Consider the following 17,101-nt stretch of genomic DNA (forward strand, 5'->3'; position numbering starts at 1 on the left):
CTGGGGCCAGCGAGAGGAGCTAACACCTCTTCCGCTGGTCTCAAACATACAGTCTGCCGTTGACCCCGGGCATTGGTCAGCGTACATACTTAAACAGGGCCAAGGAGTTTTTAAATGAAAAAATACCTATTGCTTTTAACTGTACTAATTTTTCTTTTTAGCACGTCATACTCTGTTAGCGCCGAATCACTCCCTGATGGATTTGGCGATCTAAAGTTTGGAAATCCAGTTCCGGAAGAATTGATCGGCAAAGATAAAGCAAAAATAGCCAATCACAACAAGAACTACTCGATACGAACAGACCGTCGTGACAATTTTTTTGGAATAGATGTAAAATGGATTGATTATTCTTTTGTAAATGACGTATTTTATGAGGCTAGTTTTGAAACGGATGCAATGAGCATAGACCAGTATAAGAATTTAGTCGCTCAAGTCTCAGCGCGATACGGACCGCCTCTTTTGTCCGGAAGTCTTATCCAGGGTGAAATCATCGATCTCTGGCAACATGACGGAAAAAGCTTACGGTTTCACACCGCGAGTGTTTCAAACAACATGACAATCGTTGTCGAAATTAGCCAAATAACTAATGACATGAAGTGCTCATGTATCCAGCCATGATTGGCGGCCAGTAAAAATATCCTGCCATCATAAAAGATCGTTTCTATTCCATCATATTTTTAAATAAAACGTTTAATTTCAAGGCTTATGACTTGGCATTTTTTCAGCTAGCAGTTGTATTTTTCCAAGTATAGTTCTTGTCCGTGAGTTTCACAACGATTCCTCCTGAAGTAGAATGGCAGAGATAACTCTCGTAAACGCCATGCACAGCCTTCGCGTTTAAATCTAGACTTTCAGTTCGCTTGAAAACGCACCAGCCAAATCTGGTGGGTGGATCATTCTCGCTGTTAGCGCGAGCTGATTTGCGTTGAAAGTATACACAGATCAATTTTGAGCTGTCATAATGGTCACTATCTATACAGTTCAGCGAACATCACCGTGGCTCATTCTCCCGCAATAGACTGCATTCCTGGACTTAAACTGCTATGGCACGGATGCTGCTAAATTTGTGTAGGCTCTGGGCGCTCGCCTCTCCACAACCAAGCGACTCCGGTTGCGGCCGGATATCCAAAGGAAGGTTTTATCATGCGCGTTAAGACGTTTCATATTGCACTGACTGCTTTGGCTGTTCTGGCTATGACTTCTTCCCTGGCCCTGGCTCGCCCCGGCGGCGGACCTGGCGCGGGGCAGGGCGGCTGCTCCAACATGGGGGGCGGCATGTCTCAGCTAACCCCTGAAAAGCAGGCAACCTTTCAAAAGCTTCGTGACGCATTTGTTGCCAAGACAGCGCAACTGCGGGCCGAGCTTGGCGTGAAAATGGCGGAACTCAACGCTTTGTCTGTGCCCCAAAATCCCGATCAGGCGAAGATAGACGCCCTGTCCAAGCAGATCGGCGATTTGCAGGGCAAGCTGTTGTCCGAGCGAACTCAGTTTCGTATCCAGGTGACAAAGGATGTCGGCCCTGGGATGGGAAGGGGAATGCGCAGCGGCATGGGCGGTGGTATGGGAAGCGGCATGGGAAGCGGCATGGGTAGCGGCATGATGGCAGGCTACCAGGGCGGTGGCCGTCAGTAGCCACACAAAGACACTCCCTGAGCCGGCGGTCCCTGCTGCCGGCTCAGGGTCAATCAAATACCCATCCAGCTATGTGTGCGACCTACAGAATCTTTTTCATGGGCGGTTGGCAAACGCTTGGGGTGATCCTTGTTGGGCTTGCAGCCGCCGTGATCCTGGTCCGAATGTTTCATCCTCCCAAGCGGTTTGTTTTTCGCCGTGGAGCTGCCGCCGACCGAGACGACGCGTTACGCATCCTGCGCCTGCGCCTCGCCGAAGGTGCAATAACCCCTGATGAATTCGAGCGACTGCGAAGAGCCGTTGATCCCCTGGAAAGCGACGGGAACGGATAGGCCGTTGGGCTAATCGTTCGTTAAGGGCCTGGGCGGTCCCTCCCAGACACACCTCCCTCATCCGCCTCCATTTTGCTGGCCCCCAACCGATCATCCCACCCCTTGCCCTAGTGAAGACTTCTCTCCCCCGACATTCTCAAGGAAACCAGGGAGGACGAGGCGGAAAGCCCAAGATATCGGAGATTGGCTTCCGTCCTAAGGCCTGCTTACGGCCAGGGTGCCGCCCCACTCATTGCGCGGCGATGCCCACGCCCCGGTAGCCCAAACGATGGGGAATCCCTGGGTGGTAAAAAGCCTCCTCCCACCACGCTCGTCAAACTCTGACAAAGGGTCTTTAATGCTGCACACTGGGAGGAATTGGTTCTAGCCGGATTCCTGTCGCTTCGTTACCCACCTGCCCTGCAGCAGTCGGTGCTCTTCCCCGTTATACACTCTTTCGCAGCGAGTGAATCCAGGCAGGCGGGAGGCGAGGCAACTGCCCCGCCCATGAGTTCCCGGCGCATCAGATCCATGAAGGCGGCCAGCGGCGGGGAGAGCCATTTGTCCTTGTGGTGCAGCATGAGCACCGCCGTCTCCAGGATCGGCCCGGCCCAGGGCAGCAGGGCCAGGCGACCGGCGGTCAGGTCGTCCCGCACGGCCAGGGCCGGCAGGATGCTCACCCCCAGCCCGCCGGCCAGACAGCCCCGCAGGGCTGCGGCGCTGGAAAATTCCAGGCTGGCCGCCGGGCGCACCCCGGCTTCGGCCAGCAAGTGTTCAAATGATTTGCGCGTGGCGCAATCCGCCGTGGAGAGTGCCAACGTTTCGCCGGCCAGATCTTCCACATTGCAGGGGCCGCCGTGCGCCAGCCGATGCCCAGGCCCGGCCACCAGCACCAGGGGTTCCACGCCCAGGGCCTCCACCACCAGATCCCCGGCCCGGACACTGTCGGCCATAAGGAAGGCCAAGTCCGTCACGCCTTGGCGCAGATCCTTCTCCAGCCCGTCCAAGGTGCAGGAGATAAAGCGCAGCTGCAGATGCGGAAACTGTTCCCGATACCCGCGAATCAGCCCGCCCATGCGCCAGGCGCAGAGCGACTCCGGCACCCGGATGCTCAACGCCCCGCGCGCCTCAGAGGCCCCGGCCACCCAGGCCCGAGCCTCGTCTTCCAGGTCCAGCAGCTTGATCGCGAATTGCTGCAGCCGCTCCCCTGCCTCGGTGAGGGCTACGCGCCGGCCCAGGCGGTCAAACAGGCGGACCTGCAATTCTTCCTCCAGGGCGGCGATGCGTGCCGAGACCGTGGACTGCGCCGCGTGCACCTCCTGCCCTGCCCGGTGAAAGCTCAAATGCCGCGCCACGGCCACGAAGGTTCGCACATCACGCAGTTCCATCCGGCCTCCCGTATGCGAGCAGTGTGTTCGGAAATTTCGATCGACCCTTTCGGATATATTCGTTGGAACCGATCGTCGGGCTGGTCTAAACAAAAAAACAGATCAATTCAACTCGCCGGACGGGCCGGAACCAACCCGCCCGGCACAAGCACGGAGCATGGACATGGAAAGACAAGACGTTGAACTGCGAGCTGAAGCTTTGTTTTGCAGCGGGCTGAACTGTGCGGAATCGGTGCTGGCGGCGGTGCTGGCCGGTCAGGGACTCGAGCCAGAAGGTGTCACGCGTTTGGGGACGGCCTTTGGCGCGGGCGTTGGCCGCAGCAAGGCCGAGGTGTGCGGCGCGCTCTCGGGTGGACTCATCGCCCTGGGCTATCTGCAGGGCCGCAGCAACGGGGACGAACGCTGGGACAACGTGGCCGCCCTGGCCGCCGGGGTGCGTCGTCGGTTTGAAGCCGAATTCGGCTGCACGACCTGCGCCGCCGTGCTGGCGACTCTCGGCACTCAGGAAGACATGGACAAGTGCATCCAGCTTTCAGCCAAAACTGCCGGCTATTTCCACGATGCCCTGCGCAATCCCCAGGCGGTGGAGACTGCGGCTCCCTGCGGCTGTTCAGGACGGCAAAGCACGCCCGCCAGCACCGGTGGATGCTGCTGTGGGTAAGGGTTCGCATATTACGATGTTCTATCCGGCCTCCCGTATGTGAGCAGTGCGTTCGAAAGTCTCGATCAACACTTCAGGCATATTCGCTAAAACAGATCAATTCAATTCGCCGGACGGGCCGAAATCAACCCGTCCGGCACAAGCAAGAAGCATGCACATGGAAAGACAGGACATTGAACAGCAAGCCGAGGACTTGTTTTGCAGCGGGCTGAACTGTGTGGAATCGGTGCTCGGGGTGGTGCTTGCCGGCCAGGGACTGGAACGAAGGTGTCACGCGGTTGGGCACGGCCTTTGGCGCGGACGTTGGCCGCAGCAAGACATAGTTGTGCGGCGCGCTCTCGGGTGGACTCATCGCCCTGGGTGAACACGGGGCTTAGGCAGGAAACCAGCCGCCTCATGAAATCGGTCAACTTGTGATTGGCATTTCGTGACTTGCGGCGTAGCGCCAGAGAGGCTCTGGCCCGTTCCCGGCGCTGCACCGGCCAATCCACTCCCAAAATCGGCAATATGACCTAGAATCCACTTAACTTCACAAAACTTGTAGCGGAATGGCCAGGGACAGCGCAAAAGATGCGAATACCCTCGGCCAACACCTCTTTTACGCCAGGAAAACGACTTCCTGGGATGTTCATGAAATATCCGGGCTAGGACTTACCGGTTTTTTCGGCACAAAGATTCCTGCAAGTCCGGCTCCAGGAAAACCGGTGCCGCCTCACGGAGTGTTGCATAAAGGGTTGACCGAATTTTGAAACAGAATTAGACTTTTGATACGTTTTTGAAACGCAAAAAACCAGGGCAGATGGCTCTAGTGCAAAAACGACCGTTTTTGAGGCAACGCCGTCAGGACTCCACGCCCAGGCTCTCGTCATTGAGGTGAAGAAGTGAACAAATATATACGCTCTGCGACAAGAAGCATTAACACGTCACTCCCCGTTGAAATATCTGATGTGCAATTTGAAAAAATATTAATATCTGGCGAAAGTGATGACAAATGGGCTTGTCATGTAAAGATTTTTCTTCAAGAATCCCCCGTGGAGCTTATTCATAACCTCGTCTTATCTGGGGCAACTGACTTCAGGACTCTTGAAAGCCTTTATCTTCACTATGCAAGTTCTTCACACGCGAGGAGTTGGGTTCATGAAATGGCAAAATAGTTCCATAAATTCTTGGAAAGACTTATTACTCTCTGCGATTCCAGCATTAAACGAATTGCCTAAAGAACTAGAATGGGAGTTAGGTGGCGGAACAGCGTTGATGTTGTCAATTAACCACAGACTAAGCAAAGATGTTGATATTTTTTTTGAAAATGCAAGAGCACTCAAGCTTCTAGCTCCAAGCACAAACGAACGAACTAGGCGTATTTGCGATGAGTGGCAACAGCCAGGGCATTATATTAAATTAGTAAAATACGACAAAGGCGAAATTGATTTTTTAGTAAGCAGAACATTCGAAGACAGCCCGGTAAAACTATATAATTTCTCCCACAACGGCATTGTGCAAGTCATAAGAATTGAAACACCAAAGGAAATTTTGTCTAAGAAAATTTTTTCACCGCGCCTCTCAATTTACTATTAGAGATATCTTTGATGTCGCAGCTGTTGTAGAGAGGGATGAACTAGTCTTAAATCACCTGAGCCCTGATGTCATTGAAAAATTACCGTTGGCAATTGATAGAATCAGAACGCTACAGAATGAGTACAAAAGCAATATTGAAAATTATGTTATACCAATTGAAGTATCAAAAAGTGTGTTAAGCGAAGCTCCGGACATGGCGATTGAGAATTTGTCAAAAGAACTCGAAAGATCGGAGAGAGAGAAGAAGCAATTGAACAATGACTTAGGACTTTAGAATCGACAATTTCCTTTCTCTTGAAAAGAATTAACGCACATAAAACGGATAGAGCAGAGTAAATGATACTTGGATACGCAAGAATTAGCACTGACAAACAAGATCTTAGTTCCCAGATAGTACGTTTAAAACAAGCTGGGGCTGAGCGTATCTACCAGGATGTCATGAGTGGAAAACGCTTTGACCGACCGGGATTAACCGAAATGATGGATTTTGCGCGAGAGGGGGACACCCTCTGTGTGGTACGCCTTGATCGCTTGGGGCGCTCCATGCGGGAACTCCTGGAGATAATGGACCGCCTTAAGGCCCTCAAGGTGGGTTTCAAATCCCTGGAGGAACAGCTCGACACCACTTCGGCAGCTGGTTCCTTGGTCTTTCATGTTTTTGCCGCATTGGCCGACTTTGAGCGCGGCCTTATAGCCGAGCGAACTCGTGATGGCTTGGCCGTGGCCAGAGCCAATGGTAATATGCCTGGTAGGCCCAAGATCGACGACGCCAAGATCAAACTTGCTCAACGCCTCCTGGCTGAAGGCCATTCCAAAGCCGCAGCGGCCCGGGCCGCAGGCATCAGCCGAGCCACCTTCCTTCGTCGTCTCGCGCAGCTCTAGAATCCCACGTCCAAAACGGCCTGTGCTTGTAGTTCTCCCCTTTCTGCGGAGATGGGGCCTCTTTCTTGTGTGGAATACTGCTGATAGAGCATCAGGACCCAATGAACTGGAGCCGGACTTGGCTAAGGCCATGATTTTCCACTAGGCCGAGGGGAATTGATGGCCACGTTCATTCGTTGCCCGAATTTACCCTTTACAACCGGTCTTTTTACACACAGATTTACTCATGGGTTTTACAAGGGAAAAAAACGGCAGGCCATATTTGTCTGGCGGCTGTCCACCTTTCGTCGCCTCTTGCCGAGCCGTGATACGGTATAGGCCTGAGTGTATATACCGTGTGTCATTGACCGCCCTAATGGAGCCAGCGAGCAGATCACGGAATGGCTCCATAGCCTGATCACCAAATGGCTCCATTAGCTGAGCACCCAGTGGACTATAGGGGCGGTCGCCGACATCTTGGGAGAAACTCCGCAAGGCCTCCGGCAGAGAATCATACGTGGTGGTCTCCCTGGTCCATTGGAACGACAGGGAGAAAGGTTGTTTTTCACTCAGGACGATGTAATTCGTTTAGGCGTGGCTCTTCAACGAGCACAGATGGGTTTGCCAAATTTTTGAAACATTTTTGGCTAGTCGTGCTAAAGAAGCAACTAAAAGCCTGAATGCTCATTTTAGAATGCAATGTTTGCATTTTTTCACAACAAATGTTGCATCCATAAGCAGAACTTAGATAAGTAAATTCAGAAGACACACAGCAAAAACACTGAGTACAGTAAGACAAATCACGCTGAGAATGCAAATTAATGTTTTATGAATTGGCCAAGCAACTTCCTTTCCATCTTACATTGATCGCCTTTTCAATTATTTTCTTTATGCTTTGGGGCACAACTGGAGGATCTAGAGCTGTGAGATTCCGGGCAATATATCGGGCAATGAGTGGCTTCCCAGTGTCCTCTTTGATACCTAGAAGAGTTTTTGCTTCTAATTTTAGCTCGTCGATTCTAGGAATTTCATGATGTAAATCTGTTTCCCACGTCTTGACGAAACAAGCTATAGAATCATCTACAAAAAGTGATTCGGAAACGGTGTCTTCGTTTCCGACTAAAGAAAGTAACTCTTTTGACTTGTCTATAGTCTTTTTGTCTTTATTGCCGGCATCGTAATCAAAAAGAATATAGCAGGGGATGTGAAGTTCATTGAAGATCCTGTAAAGTCGATCCATGGAACCTTTCCCCCCGCATTCAACCACGCTAATGCCCAGCGGGTCAAATGAACAACCAGGAAGCGCATCAGCATAAATAGGGAGAGCATACTCTTCAGTGAGACCTTCAACTAATATTATTTTGGAGGCAAAGAATCCTTCGTTTCTGTGGGGATTATAAGCATGTGAGTATAAGTCGCGCAACGATTGTGAAGTGACATTGCCTTTTAGCTTTGGAACCCTAGATTCTATGTCATTAATCATAGTAGCCATGGGTAGTTGCCAAGCGGTACTAGCGGTCGTACGTATACACTCTTTTTCCACGCAACCAGATTCCATCCTGATGATTTCATCAAAGTAGGCTACGTCGACAAGAAGAGAAGAGTGTGTTGAAAAAATAACCTGGTCACCACTATCTACGATGTTTCGAAGCACTTTTCTTATTGTTCTTTGCGCCTGAGGGTGCATATATAATTCTGGTTCTTCAACAGCAAGAACAAGATTTCGCCTTTTACCTTGAGGGGATGAAGTCATATATTCAGCATATCTTCTAAGAATTGTAAAAATTATTGCCCTCTGAAGCCCATGTCCTTTATTTTCAACAGCATTCCTAAACCCATCGTCTACATAAAGCCTCGGTGTGCTCAATAGTAGCTCAAGCGTTGGAGTTTCAAACTCAATTTCAAGGTCACAACCGGCAAACAAATCGTGTAGCAAAGTGTTAAGTTGATTTTCCGTTTCTGCAATCAGGGGGACGCGCGCTTGCCCTCCTGCTCTATTCATGTGTCTAGAAACTTCACGAAGAATAGCATCTATCTGATGTTTTTTTTCTTCTGTTACTGTGTCGAGGATTGCATACAAAAGTTTTCCGAATGGACTATTTTTTGTTCCTTTGGATTCGTCGGAGACATCTCTCACAGCAGGAACAAGCACAAAAATGGCAAAGATCCTTTTAGTACCCCAGCATATCCTTTGGGATTGTCAATCCATAAATTTAGCATCGGTATATTGTCGGCATTAATAGCGACAAACTCAGATGCCTTAACTTTCCACTCTCCGACGGTAGGTGCTTTTGGAGCGTTGAGAAAATCAACAAAGCTTAAGTCACTAACTTCCAAATCGTCTTTATTCATCCACCATTTTTTTATATTTGCTCCGGTAATAGAATCTTCACGGAGCCATTCTGGCTCGGGAATAGGCTTTTTATAATGCTGGCCAATAATAATCTTTTCGTCGAAATCGCCACTTATCTCCTGTTCGCCACTCTTTATGCCGTAACTTGCTGAGCGAGCAACATGAAAACTGCCGTCAGGATTTGTATAATATCTTAATTCTTCCTGTTCCTCGACCGACAAGTCAGAAAAAATAGCTTCAACTCTAATTTGGAGACTTGTGTCTTTATTCCAAAATGATTCATCATTAAGATTCTTTGTAGAAGGGTTAAACAAAAAGTCTAAAGCCTTGAGTATAGTTGATTTTCCAGCATTGTTTGCGCCAACCAATGCGTGCATGTCAAGGATTTGTATGGAGACATCTCGGCAGGATTTAAAATTTTGGATTTTGAGATTAATCAGTCTCATTTGCGTAGATCTCCATGGCTAATAAATTAAGTTGAATTTTTATAATTTATTTTCGAGAGACAATTATCTCGAAAATAAATGGCCCTGCCTCTGATGGCCAAGGATTGCATTTCAAAAGACTTATAATGCCTAGGTCAAACAACTCAGAGAATAAAGTCAGTGAATGAATTTTTTGGTTGTTAAATTTGATAGTCAAATTTATGGTGTGTAGCCAGGTTTGTTGTCAGCGAACCTGCAAGATAAAATACTAATTGAATGGAGAAGTATGTTGTTTTTAGCGATTTACACGGTTGAAGCCACTCAAAAAAGTAGCATTCTTGCTATTGCTCAATATGTCAGACAAAGCATTCCAATATTCAAGGGAAACGCTATCTGATAACTTTTCACAAACTAGCCATGCTAAATCCTCTTCAAATTTAATCCATTTGTCGCTCATGATAAACCTATCTCTGGCAGAATTTAAATCTATATCTCTTTGGCCACAAATGTCTATAATAAGCAAAATCGGGAATGGCCAGGAAATACTCACTTGGTTTTTTGTCCTACTCCAAAAATCTGGGAACAGAGGGGCAGCCACTTCAATCCCATGCAAAGCAATCCTTGATTTTGAATGAGCTAGCGCGGTAGTCGAACTGGAAGAATCAATATTGCCATTATCATCAATAGAAATAGAGGTCGAAGAAAATTCTATTTTGTTGTTAGAAGTGCTTAACGTTTTTTCTAAAGAAAAGGACTCGCCTTCTATCTCAATCTCTTTAGCCGTAACGTCAATTCTTTCTACCGGAAGTCCATGCATTTCAAGAAGTCCAACCACTGCCGTGCCCACCAAGCCTTCTTCAGGGTAGTCAAGGTTAAACTTGATCTCTTTGACGTTGTCATGTTGATTCCATGAATAGTCTTTTAAAGAATCTGCATGAAGATTGCTGAAACTACTCGTGTCAAGAATCTTTGACTGTGAATTAGATTGAACTTGTATTGTGAATGGCGGGTTTGGTATGACTTGTTCTACTGAACTTAAGAATTCACTTTCAGACATGCCTCCCCAAGGGTTTAAACTTTTTCTAAGGATGAGTTTTGTTTGTGTCCCTGGGGTTTCTCTACTCCCATCTTTTACCCAAAAAATGCTATCTTCACCCTCGATAATTAAACTGATCGGGTCGCTTGACTTATGTGGTCCGTATAATTTCCTGGTATCCACTAAAATTGTATCAGCGACCATAAAGCAGGATAATATGCCGATTCCGAATCTCGAGGTGGGAATAAAATTTGAGCCAGTAAATGCCTGTAAATCATAAAAGTCAGTAGATTTATAAAACGAAGAACCAACTTTCGAGTAGAAACAATCAATAACATGCTGGTCCATGCCAATCCCATTGTCTGTAACTTCTAATACAAAATCACCATCTTCATTGTAATATTTTACTTCAACAATTGGTGTATAACTATTCCCCCATGCCTCTTCCATGGATTTTCTTAACAGGCATGCATCAAGAGAATTTTGCAACAACTCTCTCAAAGCGACAGAAGGTTCTCCATAGAGTTTTGTACCCATAAGTAAATCGACTACTTGTTTTTTACTTAGCTCAAAACGAGTTTCTCGAAAGTTATATATTGGCTTTCCAGAAACGTCTCTTTTAGTCTGAACCTTGCTGCGGTCAACCTTGTAGGGCATCTTGAATATAAGGCTTTCTCCTGATTTGCTATTGTATTCGTTAAGGTCGCCGAGTATGTTGTTACAAACACTCAACTCGTTATCGATTATATCAAAAAAAGAATAAATTGCCGCTTCAATTGCTGGATGGGTGCATTTAGCGTGAAATGAAATCAACTTTTCATTAATTTCCCAGGATTCGATAGACCTGTGTTTATTCCACTCTTGGATTGAAACAGGATGTCGCACAGCTAGATGAGAGAATAGAATTGGAGGCGTTCTTTTTAGATCAAAATCCAGAAGATCTGAAAGGCGTAGAATTATAGCAATGAGTTGGGGAGATGCTACGAAGCCTGAACCACACATGATCTGTTTGTCGAGATTAACTATATTTAAAGCGTCATCAGCATGACTAAAGCATATTTCTGCAAGCTCAACAGTTAAGTCTAAATCCCGATATTTTATCTTAGAATTCCAGTCTTTTTTTATTATCTCTCTTGATCGTTGGTTGTGGTTTATTCTTATATAGTCAGATATAATATAACTTTTTAGCGTCTCAGATAAGCTTATATTTCCTTTTGTAAATTGAGTTGAAATTTCTTCTAGCCTGTCAGGACGAGCCAAACAAAATCTTTTAAAATTTTTGAATTCTAATTCTTCGATCTCGTTTTTGAAACAAGGATCGGTATCCCAAATTTTTTTCCACGCCAAAACCAATTCTTCATCCGGCGACATCCCGATATCGTGAAAAAAAGCAGCAATTATTAGCAGCATAAGATCCGGAGTAGATAGTTTTTCTATATTCTTAACAGAGAGCAACTTTTCCATTATATTTAAAACACGGAATAAATGCTCTCCATCGTGAAGTGTGAATTCACCCATATGGCGCAAAATGGTCTTAGTCCTTTGGTAAGCATAAAATACAGCATCCTTGACCAGCGCTAAGGCGTGTGGACCAGCTTGATCATCAGCGCATTGTTTTAATAATTGTGAATATATGGAACTCTTTTTTAGCCTTAATTCAACTTCCTCATGCCAGTCATCTTTCATCGTATCTCCTATGCAGTTGTTTATTAGTGGCCAATGACGGAGACTTTTAATATTTACGTAGGGAAGTGTGCCGATCGCACAAGACATAAGTAAAATAATTCTATAAGTGCTCCTTTGACCGAACATAATGTGGTGCAGTTGGATAGTCTTGTCATTTTTCTGCTTACAATATGCCTGAAAATCTCAGCAGTTTATTCTTATTTCAATAGTCTCTATAAGACTGGCAAAAATTTTTAGAGTTTAAAACTAATATTATTGCATTACAATAAAAAAGTAATTAAGATCCAGAGTTCTATCAAGCTAAAATTGCAGAGGCTTCCCCATTGACAGTTAGAGGATCTTGGGCAGATCTTGAAGCTCCGCCCAGGTGGCATACGTCCACACATCGCTCTATAGCTCCAGGTAGCTGACCTCGCGACAATCAGTTCTTCAAAGTACGTGCCCTTTTCTCGTGTTCGGTGACGGATGCTTGGCGGTAGGCTTTCAGTATCTCTTGAAGAGTTGTCATCTCTGCTCCTTCTCTTCACGACGTTGGGTAATTCTTGCGAGAATGTTAATAAACGAATCCGCGAAGCTTGGGTAGAGAGGGAATGGGCCCATGGCCTCTTGAGCGCCATTCGAGGCCGTAGCGGCCCTGGGTGCAGGCATTACCGAGTCACGTTCCTTCGGCGTCTCGCGCAGATCTAAAATGCTGCGGTCAAAGCGACCGCCTTTCAACAAAATGCCAGAATTCGTTCTTTCGTGTTTGCGTTCTTTCTTTAAGTAGTCGATAGTGCTTTCGTGCTTGAACGAAAGCACTATTGCGCCCCCCCCTCCGGGAAGGGCATGGATGCCAGGACTCGAATCTGTGAAGTTCCCTTAAGCTTCGGGGTAAAGAACTGGTCGGGGGCAACGCAAAGTCAAAAAGGGAAAAGGACGAAGGCATGAAAACAATAGTTCTTGCTAGCCAGAAAGGTGGTGCCGGGAAAACCACTCTGGCCGCACATTTGGCTGTCATGGCCGAGCGGGCCGGAGATGGTCCATGCGTCCTGATCGACACGGACCCGCAGGCAAGTCTTGCAGCTTGGTGGAATGAGCGAGAGGCGCAAACGCCCGCATTTGCACCTACGAGCTTGAAGGATCTCGTGGGAAAGTTGGAGGCCTTGGCCAAGGCCAAATTCAAATATGCCGTCATTGACACGCCTCCGGCCATCACCGATGCGATCCAGACGGTGGTCGCCTTAGCTGACTTTGTGCTGATCCCCACCCGGCCGAGTCCTCACGATCTGCGTGCGGTGGGGAGCACCGTCTCCTTGGCTTCCGGTTCGGGACGTCCGTTCGCCTTCGCCTTGACCCAGGCCAAGGCGAACTCACGTCTGACGGTCCAGGCCATGGCCGCCTTATCCGAGCATGGTGTGGTCGCGCCCGCCGTCATTCATGATCGGGTGGATTTCGCCTCGTCCATGATCGACGGACGATCAGTCATGGAGATCGACCCGCGTGGTCGTTCAGCCTCGGAGATTGCCGAGCTGTGGGAATTCGTGAAAGCTCGAATGAACGGAAACAAGAAAGCACGATAGCAAGAGGATATAACCATGAGCACGAAAAAAAAGACCGCTGACCTGTCCCCTGGGTTGGTTGCCGTCAAAGGCCAAGCCGTGGTTGGTGCCGACGCGCCAGCAAGGCACCTGGAAGCTGAGCCCGCCGAGGCCTCTGTCAAGGCTTCTCCATTAAACTTCAAGGTGGACGCAGCATTTCGCCGGCGGTTCCGGCAACGTGCAGCCGAGGCAGACTTGAAGCTCAACGAACTATTGCGCCAAGCCTTGGATGCATGGGAAGAGAAACACTTAACACGATAGCACGAAAAAAGATGAGACAGAGCAATGGATACGTTGTGCGTGAGAAGATGGAGCGGTTGCTGGCTCAGGGAAGTACCTTGTGGATAACTAGAGGTGGTCTAGGCTAGCTAGACCACCCCATTCTCGCAGCAGACAGCGACAGCTACTTTGCCTAGTCGGCAGATGACGATGACTTCGTCCGCCGTTCCCACAGCTTCATATCTTTCATTTTGGCGCGGCGCTCCCTGACCAAAGATTTGCAGACCAGAGCCTGTGTCTTTTTGTAGCCGTGCTTGGCGCGGTATTCTTCAGCGCTAAGGTTGTGGGAAGCTAAATGCTTCTTCGTGATGACCTTGAAGGATTTACCGCATTCCAAACAAACGATGGAGGCTTCCTTGACGGCTTTTTTAGGATCATGGACAGGACCGCCGGCAACTTCGCTGTCTTGACACAGGCCATCCCCGGCCATGGCCAGTATGCCGTCAGTGACAGACTTAACCATGGACAGGATTTCGTCCTCGGACATGGACCGGGCTCCAGCTTGAGCTTTCACAATATCCAGAGCCGCTGCCACTGCTTCATTTTTATCCACGACATCCCCCTGACGGCCACGTTGGCCGAGATTATGGTTATCAAGACGACACATCAACTCATTACGGCACAGCTCGTATGAGATATCTAACTCTGGTATGAACAGGAGCGGTTTCCGATCCACCGGTATACGATCCGGTTTGACTGGATACATATGCAGTACCCGTCAATGAACCGCTGTTGAGTGAGCCTGAAATGCTGCCACCGCTCGTCGATCCGTTAGACCAACCCATATTTGGAGTTTGAGTTTGTCCAAAGTTAGGCAATCCATCAGCCCAAGTAAGAACAGTTTGCGAACCAGTCACAGCCTGATAAGAATAGCCTTGCGGTGCGGCTGAACCGGAAAGACCTGTTGAGTTTAGATTCCCACTGACAGGCGCATTTTGCCCTGGCACGTAGACCGTATGGCTTCTGATCGAATCGGATACCATGGTGCCCACAAGGCTTGGCGTCGTTGTCCCTCGTAAAAATTGATCGCCATAATTCGGCACGTTCGTACCGACGACGGCCCTGAGACGATCATACTGGCTGCCCGAAGGCACGGCTTGGCCGTTGCACTCCAGCCAACGGCTGGCGTCTGCCGGGAGTGACGTAGATGGCCACGGGATGACGGTTCCGACAGGAATGGTTCCCTGGCTGGTTATCGTAATCGGCGTGGGATTAAAGCTCAATCCATCAGCAGCCATAGTGTACCGGCCGTGGCCAACAGAGAGGACCAGGGCCAGTAAGAAGATGATGCGCAGGATTAGGGTCATGCTTTGCCTCCCGTCCTCTTGGCGTCAAACTCAGGCTGGCCGTCGGCATCCGGAAAGGACTCTTTGCATTTCGGAAATCCCGAACATCCCCAGAAATCGTATCCTCCAGTCCCCTCCTTTATGCGGTGGATCAAAGGCTTTTTGCATTTCGGGCACTGGATGCCGCTAGCAGGGGCCTTTTGACGGACTTCCAGACGTTCCCCGGGCTTGCCGCCGTCATTGGCGAATGTCGCTGAGCAATCCGGATAACCCGAGCATCCCCAGAAATCGTAGCCTCGGTCATTCTTGCCCGCTGGCTTGGTGATCCGGCGCAAAGGCTTGCCGCAGGCCGGACACGCATGGGAAGTGAGGGACACGAAGCCTTTCAACTCTCCTTCGAGGCTCGTGTGGAATTGGCGCATGACCTCGACATAGCGAGCTTTCCCGGCCGCTAGGGCATCGAGGCTTTCTTCCATGCCCTGGGTATAAGAATAGTCCAGAAAGCCGAAGTGGCTGCGTAGCGCATCCACCACGATCTCGCCGGCTTCCGTTGACACTAAGTTGCGTTTTTCAAGGCGCACGTAATCCCTGGCCATGATGTTCTCCAGGATGGCGGCATAGGTGGACGGTCGCCCGATGCCACGCTCTTCCAAGGCTTTGATGAGCGAGGCCTCGGTATAGCGCGCCGGTGGCTTGGTTTTATGAATCGTCACCAATCCGCTGCCCACCGTCAGAAGGCTGCCAACCTGGAGGCGTGGCACAGGGTTTTCTTTTTCCGGCTCGCTTTCCATGGCGTCGTCTTTTTCCAGCACGACCTTCCAGCCCGGCTTGACCAAGGTTCGCCCTTTGGCCTGAAAGACAGGGCCTTGATCCGAAATGACATTGCCGGCCAATTGGACCGTGCGCACGGCATAGGTCGCGTCATCGAGCTGGCTGGCCAGAGTACGTCGGCGGATCAGCGTATAGAGGGCCTTCTCTCCATCGATCGCTCCAGCCTCTTCGACCTCGATGTGGGTGGGGCGGATGGCTTCGTGGGCCTCCTGCGCGCCATCCTTGCTCTTCCACCGCCGGGGCTTGGCCACCACCGGCCAATCCCGGCTGCGGCAATACTCCTGGATAGCGGCCACAGCTTCGTCACTGATGTTTGGCGAATCCGTTCGCATGTAGGTGATATGGCCAGCCTCATAGAGCCGCTGCGCGAGTCCCATGGTTTCCTTCGGGGATATCTTGAGGGCCGCCGAAGCCGCCTGCTGGAGCGTCGATGTGGTGAACGGAGCTGGCGGTGCGGACCGGCTCTCCGTCTCCTCACAGCTCAGGACAGTCACTTTGCGGGTCTCAGTGGCCACCCTCGTGGCCAGTTCCTTGTTCAGCAAGTAGCTTTGACCTGGTTCCAGCCAATCCTTGACCAACCAGGTGGCCACCCAGCCGAGCGTGATGTTCTCGACATGGTCAAAAACGAGATCGACCCCGTAATGCGTCGTGACCGTAAACGCTCGTATTTCGCGCTCACGATCTACGACCAGGCGCAGAGCCGGGCTCTGGACGCGCCCCGCCGACTTTTTGCCGCCCACTGCGCGCGAAAGGGGGCCGGAGACCTTGTAGCCCACCAGCCGATCCAAAACACGACGGCCTTCCTGGGCGGCCACCAGATTCATGTCCAGGCTACGCGGGCTGGCCAGCGCCTTTTTGACCGCCTGTTCGGTAATTTCGGCGTAGGTGACGCGCTTCGGGTCTTTGAGCCGCAATGCTTCGGCCAGGTGCCACGCGATTGCTTCTCCCTCCCGGTCGGGGTCAGTGGCCAGATACACGGCCTGGGCACTTTGAACAGCCTTGGCCAGTTTGGCGATGACGCCTTTCCCCCGTTCGGTTGGGAGATAGCGTGGGCGGTAGGACGTCTCGTTGACGCCGATGCCATCCCGGGGCAGATCGCGCACATGGCCGATGCTGGCCATGACCTGCCATCCTTCACCCAGGAACCCTTGTATTTTTTTTATCTTGCCAGGGGATTCAACAATCAAAAGGTTCATGTAC

The 17,101-nt window shown here is 49.7% G+C and carries 16 protein-coding genes; 8 read left to right on the plus strand and 8 right to left on the minus strand.

Annotated elements, in window-relative coordinates; genetic code table 11:
- Positions 1–114 precede the first annotated feature (114 nt).
- The 3 genes from DVDV_RS22055 to DVDV_RS23155 all read left to right on the plus strand — a co-directional run bounded on the left by DVDV_RS22055 (position 115) and on the right by DVDV_RS23155 (position 1,964).
- A complete protein-coding gene (locus DVDV_RS22055; RefSeq protein ID WP_139311508.1) occupies positions 115–618 on the plus strand; it encodes a hypothetical protein in 504 nt (167 codons plus the stop codon).
- A 525-nt stretch (positions 619–1,143) separates the two neighbouring features.
- Positions 1,144–1,632, plus strand: a complete 489-nt coding sequence (locus DVDV_RS03760; RefSeq protein ID WP_043640292.1) for a periplasmic heavy metal sensor — start codon at positions 1,144–1,146, stop codon at positions 1,630–1,632.
- Positions 1,633–1,796: 164 nt separating this feature from the next.
- Positions 1,797–1,964 (plus strand): SHOCT domain-containing protein, encoded by a 168-nt coding sequence (locus DVDV_RS23155; protein ID WP_254845229.1) that lies wholly within the window; start codon positions 1,797–1,799, stop codon positions 1,962–1,964.
- A gap of 386 nt (positions 1,965–2,350) precedes the next feature.
- Here DVDV_RS23155 and DVDV_RS03770 read toward each other — a convergent pair whose 3' ends face one another.
- Complete coding sequence (locus DVDV_RS03770; protein WP_083634602.1) at positions 2,351–3,331, minus strand: LysR family transcriptional regulator; 981 nt, start codon at positions 3,329–3,331, stop codon at positions 2,351–2,353.
- Between the two features lie 163 nt (positions 3,332–3,494).
- Between DVDV_RS03770 and DVDV_RS03775 the strand changes: the two genes are divergently transcribed.
- From DVDV_RS03775 to DVDV_RS03780, 3 genes are all read left to right on the plus strand, one after another.
- A complete protein-coding gene (locus DVDV_RS03775) occupies positions 3,495–3,992 on the plus strand; it encodes a C-GCAxxG-C-C family protein (protein WP_043640289.1) in 498 nt (165 codons plus the stop codon).
- Between the two features lie 1,137 nt (positions 3,993–5,129).
- Positions 5,130–5,567: a nucleotidyl transferase AbiEii/AbiGii toxin family protein gene (locus tag DVDV_RS22060; protein WP_175577054.1), complete on the plus strand. Its 438-nt coding sequence runs from the start codon at positions 5,130–5,132 to the stop codon at positions 5,565–5,567.
- Positions 5,568–5,903: 336 nt separating this feature from the next.
- Positions 5,904–6,449 carry a recombinase family protein gene (locus DVDV_RS03780; RefSeq protein ID WP_075353381.1) on the plus strand — a complete coding sequence of 182 codons (546 nt, stop codon included), beginning with the start codon at positions 5,904–5,906 and terminating at the stop codon, positions 6,447–6,449.
- Positions 6,450–7,254: 805 nt separating this feature from the next.
- Here DVDV_RS03780 and DVDV_RS03785 read toward each other — a convergent pair.
- From DVDV_RS03785 to DVDV_RS22065, 4 genes are all read right to left on the minus strand, one after another.
- The gene (locus DVDV_RS03785; protein ID WP_075353382.1) at positions 7,255–8,580 is read right to left on the minus strand and encodes an ATP-dependent endonuclease; all 1,326 of its coding nucleotides are present in this window, start codon (positions 8,578–8,580) and stop codon (positions 7,255–7,257) included.
- The gene (locus DVDV_RS03790) at positions 8,562–9,227 is read right to left on the minus strand and encodes an AAA family ATPase (protein ID WP_075353383.1); all 666 of its coding nucleotides are present in this window, start codon (positions 9,225–9,227) and stop codon (positions 8,562–8,564) included. Before DVDV_RS03790 ends, DVDV_RS03785 begins: the two co-directional genes overlap by 19 nt.
- Positions 9,228–9,501: 274 nt before the next feature.
- A complete protein-coding gene (locus DVDV_RS03795; RefSeq protein ID WP_075353384.1) occupies positions 9,502–11,928 on the minus strand; it encodes an ATP-binding protein in 2,427 nt (808 codons plus the stop codon).
- Positions 11,929–12,432: 504 nt separating this feature from the next.
- Complete coding sequence (locus DVDV_RS22065; protein ID WP_139311510.1) at positions 12,433–12,726, minus strand: hypothetical protein; 294 nt, start codon at positions 12,724–12,726, stop codon at positions 12,433–12,435.
- A gap of 125 nt (positions 12,727–12,851) precedes the next feature.
- Here DVDV_RS22065 and DVDV_RS03800 point away from each other — a divergent pair, with 125 nt between their 5' ends.
- Both DVDV_RS03800 and DVDV_RS03805 read left to right on the plus strand, forming a co-directional pair.
- Positions 12,852–13,487 (plus strand): ParA family protein, encoded by a 636-nt coding sequence (locus tag DVDV_RS03800; protein ID WP_075353385.1) that lies wholly within the window; start codon positions 12,852–12,854, stop codon positions 13,485–13,487.
- Between the two features lie 15 nt (positions 13,488–13,502).
- A complete protein-coding gene (locus DVDV_RS03805) occupies positions 13,503–13,766 on the plus strand; it encodes a hypothetical protein (RefSeq protein WP_075353386.1) in 264 nt (87 codons plus the stop codon).
- A 151-nt stretch (positions 13,767–13,917) separates the two neighbouring features.
- Here the strand turns inward: DVDV_RS03805 and DVDV_RS03810 are convergent, their stop codons facing one another.
- The 3 genes from DVDV_RS03810 to topA form a co-directional block, all read right to left on the minus strand.
- Positions 13,918–14,337 carry a MucR family transcriptional regulator gene (locus tag DVDV_RS03810; protein ID WP_075353387.1) on the minus strand — a complete coding sequence of 140 codons (420 nt, stop codon included), beginning with the start codon at positions 14,335–14,337 and terminating at the stop codon, positions 13,918–13,920.
- Between the two features lie 61 nt (positions 14,338–14,398).
- Positions 14,399–15,091, minus strand: coding sequence for a phage tail protein (locus DVDV_RS03815; RefSeq protein WP_075353388.1), 693 nt, complete (start codon positions 15,089–15,091; stop codon positions 14,399–14,401).
- Entirely contained in the window at positions 15,088–17,097 is a 2,010-nt protein-coding gene (topA, locus tag DVDV_RS03820) for a type I DNA topoisomerase (RefSeq protein WP_075353389.1), read from the minus strand. The genes DVDV_RS03815 and topA overlap by 4 nt, the downstream gene beginning before the upstream one ends.
- Between the last annotated feature and the right edge of the window lie 4 nt (positions 17,098–17,101).

Origin of the sequence: Desulfovibrio sp. DV, from assembly GCF_001936595.1 — a bacterium.
In the GTDB taxonomy this organism is placed as follows: Bacteria; Desulfobacterota; Desulfovibrionia; order Desulfovibrionales; family Desulfovibrionaceae; genus Solidesulfovibrio.

What these genes read in the sequence shown, in the direction of transcription:
- DVDV_RS22055 (WP_139311508.1), top strand. Translation starts at nt 115, where the DNA reads ATGAAAAAATACCTATTGCTTTTAACTGTACTAATTTTTCTTTTTAGC.
- DVDV_RS03760 (WP_043640292.1), top strand. Translation starts at nt 1,144, where the DNA reads ATGCGCGTTAAGACGTTTCATATTGCACTGACTGCTTTGGCTGTTCTG.
- DVDV_RS23155 (WP_254845229.1), top strand. Translation starts at nt 1,797, where the DNA reads ATGTTTCATCCTCCCAAGCGGTTTGTTTTTCGCCGTGGAGCTGCCGCC.
- DVDV_RS03770 (WP_083634602.1), bottom strand. Translation starts at nt 3,331, where the DNA reads ATGGAACTGCGTGATGTGCGAACCTTCGTGGCCGTGGCGCGGCATTTG.
- DVDV_RS03775 (WP_043640289.1), top strand. Translation starts at nt 3,495, where the DNA reads ATGGAAAGACAAGACGTTGAACTGCGAGCTGAAGCTTTGTTTTGCAGC.
- DVDV_RS22060 (WP_175577054.1), top strand. Translation starts at nt 5,130, where the DNA reads ATGAAATGGCAAAATAGTTCCATAAATTCTTGGAAAGACTTATTACTC.
- DVDV_RS03780 (WP_075353381.1), top strand. Translation starts at nt 5,904, where the DNA reads ATGATACTTGGATACGCAAGAATTAGCACTGACAAACAAGATCTTAGT.
- DVDV_RS03790 (WP_075353383.1), bottom strand. Translation starts at nt 9,227, where the DNA reads ATGAGACTGATTAATCTCAAAATCCAAAATTTTAAATCCTGCCGAGAT.
- DVDV_RS03795 (WP_075353384.1), bottom strand. Translation starts at nt 11,928, where the DNA reads ATGAAAGATGACTGGCATGAGGAAGTTGAATTAAGGCTAAAAAAGAGT.
- DVDV_RS03800 (WP_075353385.1), top strand. Translation starts at nt 12,852, where the DNA reads ATGAAAACAATAGTTCTTGCTAGCCAGAAAGGTGGTGCCGGGAAAACC.
- DVDV_RS03805 (WP_075353386.1), top strand. Translation starts at nt 13,503, where the DNA reads ATGAGCACGAAAAAAAAGACCGCTGACCTGTCCCCTGGGTTGGTTGCC.
- DVDV_RS03815 (WP_075353388.1), bottom strand. Translation starts at nt 15,091, where the DNA reads ATGACCCTAATCCTGCGCATCATCTTCTTACTGGCCCTGGTCCTCTCT.
- topA (WP_075353389.1), bottom strand. Translation starts at nt 17,097, where the DNA reads ATGAACCTTTTGATTGTTGAATCCCCTGGCAAGATAAAAAAAATACAA.